The 6,183-nt window shown below is 63.0% G+C and carries 7 protein-coding genes; 5 read left to right on the forward strand and 2 right to left on the reverse strand.

Going from position 1 to position 6,183, the window contains the following annotated elements; all coding sequences use genetic code 11:
* Positions 1 to 219 precede the first annotated feature (219 nt).
* Positions 220 to 708 carry a YchJ family protein gene (locus Q8O35_RS08660; RefSeq protein ID WP_305572281.1) on the reverse strand — a complete coding sequence of 163 codons (489 nt, stop codon included), beginning with the start codon at positions 706 to 708 and terminating at the stop codon, positions 220 to 222.
* A 160-nt stretch (positions 709 to 868) separates the two neighbouring features.
* Here Q8O35_RS08660 and Q8O35_RS08665 point away from each other — a divergent pair, with 160 nt between their 5' ends.
* On the forward strand, positions 869 to 1,438 hold the full coding sequence (locus Q8O35_RS08665) for a BON domain-containing protein (protein ID WP_305572283.1): 570 nt from the start codon (positions 869 to 871) through the stop codon (positions 1,436 to 1,438).
* Between the two features lie 2 nt (positions 1,439 to 1,440).
* Here the strand turns inward: Q8O35_RS08665 and Q8O35_RS08670 are convergent, their stop codons facing one another.
* The gene (locus Q8O35_RS08670) at positions 1,441 to 2,061 is read right to left on the reverse strand and encodes a DNA-3-methyladenine glycosylase I (RefSeq protein ID WP_305572285.1); all 621 of its coding nucleotides are present in this window, start codon (positions 2,059 to 2,061) and stop codon (positions 1,441 to 1,443) included.
* Positions 2,062 to 2,404: 343 nt separating this feature from the next.
* On the opposite strand from Q8O35_RS08670, the gene Q8O35_RS08675 reads away from it, so the two are divergent.
* The 4 genes from Q8O35_RS08675 to Q8O35_RS08690 all read left to right on the forward strand — a co-directional run bounded on the left by Q8O35_RS08675 (position 2,405) and on the right by Q8O35_RS08690 (position 6,180).
* The gene (locus Q8O35_RS08675; protein WP_305572287.1) at positions 2,405 to 4,138 is read left to right on the forward strand and encodes a 30S ribosomal protein S1; all 1,734 of its coding nucleotides are present in this window, start codon (positions 2,405 to 2,407) and stop codon (positions 4,136 to 4,138) included.
* 64 nt (positions 4,139 to 4,202) lie between these two features.
* Positions 4,203 to 5,063: a signal peptide peptidase SppA gene (gene sppA / locus Q8O35_RS08680; protein ID WP_305572289.1), complete on the forward strand. Its 861-nt coding sequence runs from the start codon at positions 4,203 to 4,205 to the stop codon at positions 5,061 to 5,063.
* A 74-nt stretch (positions 5,064 to 5,137) separates the two neighbouring features.
* On the forward strand, positions 5,138 to 5,875 hold the full coding sequence (locus Q8O35_RS08685) for an AzlC family ABC transporter permease (protein ID WP_305572291.1): 738 nt from the start codon (positions 5,138 to 5,140) through the stop codon (positions 5,873 to 5,875).
* Positions 5,872 to 6,180, forward strand: a complete 309-nt coding sequence (locus Q8O35_RS08690; RefSeq protein WP_305572293.1) for an AzlD family protein — start codon at positions 5,872 to 5,874, stop codon at positions 6,178 to 6,180. The genes Q8O35_RS08685 and Q8O35_RS08690 overlap by 4 nt, the downstream gene beginning before the upstream one ends.
* The last annotated feature ends 3 nt before the right edge of the window (positions 6,181 to 6,183 follow it).

Here is a 6,183-nt window from a genome sequence, read left to right on the forward strand (position 1 = left end):
CCCCCCAAACCCCCACAGGGCATGTGAACGGGCCGGGTCCGCGCCGACGCTCGGACCCGGCCCTTTCACTTGCGGAGGTGTCGGAATGGGGGCCTTCCCCGTCAATCAGCCCGCGCCCATGGGCAGCGCCCTCGACGGGCGTCCCGCCCGGCGAGCCTGCGGAGTCCAGAGGGCGCATGCCCTCTGGCGGGGTTAAGGGGCAGAGCCCCTGCTTCTCTCTTACTCAGCCTTGCCGCAACACTTCTTGTACTTCTTGCCGCTTTCGCAGGGGCAGGGATCATTGCGCCCGGTCTTGGGCCCGCGCACAATGGGGTCGTGGGAGCGCATGCGGCCATCGGTATAGTGCCACACGCCGTCGAGGCGCTTGAAGCTGGCGAGTTCGCGATGATCCTGGCGTCCGCCCTGGTATTCGTAGCTGGCGGTGAAATCCACCTGGCCGGCCTGGTCGGCCTCGCCGCCGTCCTTGACCGCGTGGATGGTGAGCCCGAGCCACTTGGAGTTTTCGCTCCAGGCTTTGGCCTGCTCGGGATCAAAATCGTGTCGTTCGTCCGGGGCGAGGGAGCTGTTCAGGAAGTTGATGTCGCCCACAACGTAGGCGCTGTAGCGCGCGCGCATGAGCGCTTCGGCGGTGGGAGCGGGAGCTCCGTTGATGATGGACTGGCAGCACTGCTCGAAGGGCAGTTCGCTGCCGCAATGGCAATTGGACATGAGGCACCTCTCGGTGAATTGTTTAGTTTGGCCGCGCACAGTACGAGCTAAAGCCGAAGCGGTCAACTCACGCCTTGTGCATGTCCGCGTTGACAGCAGGCTGCCCCCCCAGGCATGGAATACGTAGTCAAAAATATCAATTGCACCGCTGGAGGTCTTCATGGCTAAATTCAGAATAATGCTGATGCTGGCTGCCCTGCTTGCGTTTCCTGCGTTGTCCTTTGCCGTCACCCCTTGGGGTGCGGTGTACGAGGTTGCCCGCGACGAGCGGAGCCTGTCAGACATCACGGCGGACAAAAACATAACCACCGGGATCAAGACCACGCTGATAAACAAGGACAGCAAGCTTGGCCTGGCGGTGAAGCCCTATTGCTTTCTGGGACGGGTGACGCTTCTCGGTCAACTGTCGGACGAAGGCTTCAAATCCTTCGCCGTTGCCACGGCGAAAAAGACCAAGGGCGTGAAGAGCGTGACCACCTACTGGGAGGCCCCCGGCAAGGAGAGCACCACCTCGGCCGATCTTGAAATAGCAGCCAAGCTGCGCACCACGCTGGTGGGCGACAAGGAGCTCAGCTCCACGCAGGTCGAGACCGAAGTGTTCGGCGGCAAGGTGTATCTGCTCGGCATGGTGCGCACCCAAAAGGATGCGGACAGGGCCATGGGCCACGCGCGAGCCACCAAGGGCGTCACAGGCGTCACTTCGCTGCTCATCGTGTCCAAGAAAAAGTAGACTCAGCGCTCGCCAAGCTCCGCATGCCGGAAGCAGGCGGTCAGGTGGTCGTTCACCAGCCCGGCTGCCTGCATGTAGGCGTAGACGATGGTTGGGCCGACGAACTTGAAGCCGCGGGCCAGCAGATCCTTTGACAAAGCATCGCTGACCGGGGTGCGCGCGGGCACATGGTGCGGCTCGGACCAGGCGTTCTGGACCGGGCGGCCTTCCACGAAACGCCACAGGTAGGCGTCAAAGGAGCCGAAGGTCTCAACAACTGCCAGGTGCGCGCGGGCGTTGCCAATGGCGGCGGCAATCTTCTGCCGGTTGCGGATGATGCGGGCATCGGCCTTGAGGCGCTCCACATCGACCTCGCCCAGGCGAGCCACAAGAAGCGGGTCGAGGACCTTTGCGCCTTGGCCGCAGAAGGCGTCGCGATAGCCCTGGCGCTTGTGCAGCACTGTGCGCCAGCTGAGACCGGCCTGGGCCCCCTCCAGAATCAGCAGTTCGAACAGGGCATCGTCCAGGCGCAGAGGCACGCCCCATTCCTCGTCATGGTAGCGTATGTACTCTGGGTCCGGCTGCCCTGCTCCAGGTTGGCACCAAGGGCAGCGCACAGTCGCCTGGGATTGAATTGCTGGCATGAAAACACTCCTGTTCGGTGTATGCAAAACGCTTGCGGCATGGTACCATCACCGGGTCAGCCCAACAACAATCAATGGGCAGGCTCTTCCGGTCCGGCTTTCAGACCGGAAATTATGTTTACAGACGATATCATTTGGAGTAAGCAGCATGCTCTTCAGGGTGCGGCATATGCTGCGCACCCAGCCCTTGAACGGCGTCACGGCCTTTGGACCCGGTCCATCTTGGACCGACCGTGGCCGCTGCGGCGCCCGGATGCCTCGGAACCGGGACGCGGTGGTTTACGGCCAAAGGCCATAAAAAGCGCAAATACATTTGTCCGAGGGAGTGTCGTTGGAGGCAACGATGGAAAAAAACAAGAAAGACGCAGAGATGGAAATGGACCTCAATTTTGAGGCTGCCCTTGAGAACTACCTCAAGGACGACTTTGGCGACCTCGACGAGGGCACCATCGTCCCCGGCACCGTGGTCAAGATCGGCAAGGATCACGTGCTTGTTGACGTGAACTTCAAGTCCGAAGGCCAGATCGCCGTCTCGGAATTCCTCGATGCCGAGGGCAACATCACCGTGGCCGTGGGCGACAAGGTTGATGTCTTCGTGTCCAACAAGGACGAGAACGAAGGCACCATCCATCTTTCCCGCGACAAGGCCAAGCGGATGCAGCTCTTTGATCGCCTGGAAGATTCCCAGGAGAACAACGGCACCGTCACCGGCCGCATCGTCCGCCGCATCAAGGGCGGCTACACCGTCGATCTCGGCGGAGTCGAGGCCTTCCTGCCCGGTTCCCACGTGGACCTGCGCCCCGTGCCCGACATGGACGCCCTGGTTGGTCAGGATTTCGAATTCAAGATTCTCAAAATCAACCGTCGCCGCAGCAACGTCATCGTTTCCCGCCGCGTTCTGCTTGAAGAGCAGCGCAGCGAGCAGCGCGGCGCATTGCTCGAGACCCTGATCGAAGGTCAGGTGGTCAAGGGCAAGGTCAAGAACATCACCGAATACGGCGTGTTCATCGACCTTGGCGGCCTCGACGGTCTGCTCCACATCACCGACATGAGCTGGAAGCGCATCCGCCACCCGAAAGAAATGGTGCAGCTTGGCGACGAGCTGGACCTCAAGGTGCTGCACTTCGACCGCGAAGGCCAGAAGGTCTCCCTCGGTCTCAAGCAGCTCGTGGCTGATCCGTGGGAAAATATCGCTGGCAAGTACCCCCAGGGCTCCCGCTTCACCGGCAAGGTCACCAACTTGGCCGACTACGGTGCCTTTGTTGAGCTGGAGGCCGGCGTCGAAGGTCTGGTGCACATCTCCGAGATGAGCTGGACCCGCAAGCTGCGTCACCCCTCGCAGATGGTGCGCGCCGGAGACGAAGTCGAAGTCATCGTGCTCGGCGTCGACCCCGACAAGAAGCGCATCAGCCTGGGCATGAAGCAGATCAAGCCGAATCCCTGGGACGTGGTGGCCGAGAAGTACCCGGAAGGCACCGTCCTTGAGGGCGCCATCAAGAACATCACCGAGTTCGGCGTGTTCATCGGCATCGAGGAAGGCATCGACGGCCTGATCCACGTGTCCGACATCAGCTGGACCAAGAAGATCCGTCACCCGAGCGAAGTCTTCAAGATCGGCGACATCGTCCAGGCCAAGGTGCTGACTGTCGACAAGGAGAACGAGAAGTTCACCCTGGGCATCAAGCAGCTCTCCGAAGATCCGTGGCTGAAGGTGCCGGGCAAGTACCCCGTGGGCACCCTCATCACCGGCCTGGTGACCAACATCACCGACTTCGGCCTGTTCGTGGAAGTTGAGGAAGGCATCGAAGGCCTGGTGCACGTGTCCGAGATCAGCCGCAAGAAGATCAAGAGCCCCAGCGAGCTGTTCAAGGAAGGCGTGAACATCGAGGCCAAGGTCATCCATGTCAGCGCCGACGAGCGCCGCCTGGGCCTGTCCATCAAGCAGATCAAGGAAGAAGAGGAGCGCAAGAAGCCCAAGGAGTTCCGCACTTCCGGCCCTGAGACCGGCAGCAACCTGGGTGACCTCCTCCGCGCCAAGATCGAGGACGCCGCCAGTGGCGAGGAATCCGGAAACTAACGCATCCACCAAGTTTTCCGAACAGCACCCGTTGCTGTTCGGAATCTTGCTGATCATATTGGCCGTGGCCCTCTTTACGGGGGCCATGGCCTTTTTCCGCGGGCTTGGCAGCAAGTCCCGGCCCCTTTCCGGCGACAAGATCGGCCTGTGCAAGATCGAGGGCATGATCACCGACGCCCGCGAGGTCACCGACTTCCTGGCCGAGCTGCGCGCCGACGAGTCCGTCAAGGGCGTGCTCCTGCGCATCGACTCCCCCGGCGGGTCCGTGGCTCCCTCGCAGGAGCTGTACCAGGCCGTGCAGGAGCTGGCCAAGGTCAAGCCAGTGGTGGTGAGCATGGGCACCGCGGCCGCCAGCGGCGGCTACTATGCCGCGGCCCCGGCAACGCTCATCGTCGCCAATCCCGGCAGCATCACCGGCTCCATCGGCGTGCGCGCCGAGTACGTGAACGTGCAGGGCCTGCTGGAAAAGCTGGGACTCAAGACCGATCTCATGGCCAGCGGCAAGATGAAGGCCGCAGGCTCGCCCACCCAGCCCCTGACGCGGGAGCAGCGCGCCTACCTCATGGCGCTCATCCTGGACCTCCACCAACAGTTCGTGTCCGACATTGCCTCCGCCCGCGGTCTGGCCGAGGCCGATGTGGCCAAGCTGGCCGACGGACGCGCCCTCACCGGCCGCCAGGCGCTGGAAGCAAAGCTGGTGGACAAGTTGGGCGGCCAGGAACTGGCCATGACCACCCTGCGCGAAATGGTCAAGGCCGACCAGAATATCCCGGTCATCGAAGGCCCGGAAAAGAAGCTGCCGCTCTTGCCGCGCCTTTTGGGCGCGAGCCTCTCCGCTGTGGTCCAGGCCCTCGGGCAAGACGCAGCGCGGTCATCGGCCGGCTCGTCCGGCCCGGATGGGATTTCGCTGGAATACCGCCAGTAGCGGCCCGCCAATCGGGACCTCTCCATCGTCCCTGAGCCAGCTCGGCGCGCCCAACCCCAGGACACGATACTTCCATGAACACCTCTCCACCGACCTGCGCCAGGCGGCTCTCTTTCACGCTCTCCGGCATCCTCGCCGGATACCGGGCCTGCGTGCCCGTGGCCCTTGGCGTGGCCGTGTACGGCGTGCTCTTTGGTCTTCTGGCCCGACAGAAAGGACTCAGCTGGGTTGAGGCCCAGTCAATGAGCCTCTTCGTCTTCGCCGGGGCCAGCCAGCTCATCGCGCTGGATCTCTGGAGCGCCAACCTCGACGTCTTTTCACTCATCGTCACGACCTTCATTGTGAACCTGCGCCACGTGCTCATGGGCGCGTCACTCTCGCCGCAGCTTCTGCGCCTCACCGCCGGCCAAGCATTCGGCTCGCTGTTCTTCATGACCGACGAATCGTGGGCTTTGGCCCTTACCCGCTGGGCCGAGGACCGCCGCAAGGCCGCAGCCTCTGACGGAGCTTTCCTGATTGGCGCAGGGCTCGCGGTCTATTCGTTCTGGAACGCCTCCACGGCGCTGGGACACTTACTTGTGCGCGGGCTGGACGATCCCGCGCGTTACGGGCTGGACTTCGCCTTCACGGCAGTGTTCACCGCGCTTCTGGTGGGCTTGAAGCCACGCCGCAAGGACATTCTTCCGCTGATTGCAGCAACTGCGGCAGCGCTTCTGACCATGCACCTGTGCCCGGGCAAGTGGTACATCCTGGCCGGAGCAATGGCCGGAGGCCTTGCCGCCGCCTTCACTCCAGCACCGGAGGGCAAATGATGGACCCCGTGACCATCTCCCTTCTGACCATCGCGGGCATGGCGCTCGCCACCTACGCCAGCCGTGCCGCCGGGCTCATGCTCATGAGCCGCCTCTCGCCCGGACCGCGCCTCACCCGGTTCATGCACGCCATTCCCGGAGCCATTCTGGCGTCCATCGTTGCTCCCAGCGCCCTGACGGCAGGACCAGCGGAAGCGGCTGCAACAGCGGCCACGGCTTTGGTGGCCTGGCGCTTCGGCAACCTGCCCCTGGCTATGCTGGCCGGAGTAGCCGTGGTGCTCGGGCTACGGCAGCTCGGGGGTTGAGGC

The organism is Humidesulfovibrio sp., assembly GCF_030689645.1.
Classification (GTDB): Bacteria; Desulfobacterota; Desulfovibrionia; order Desulfovibrionales; family Desulfovibrionaceae; genus Humidesulfovibrio.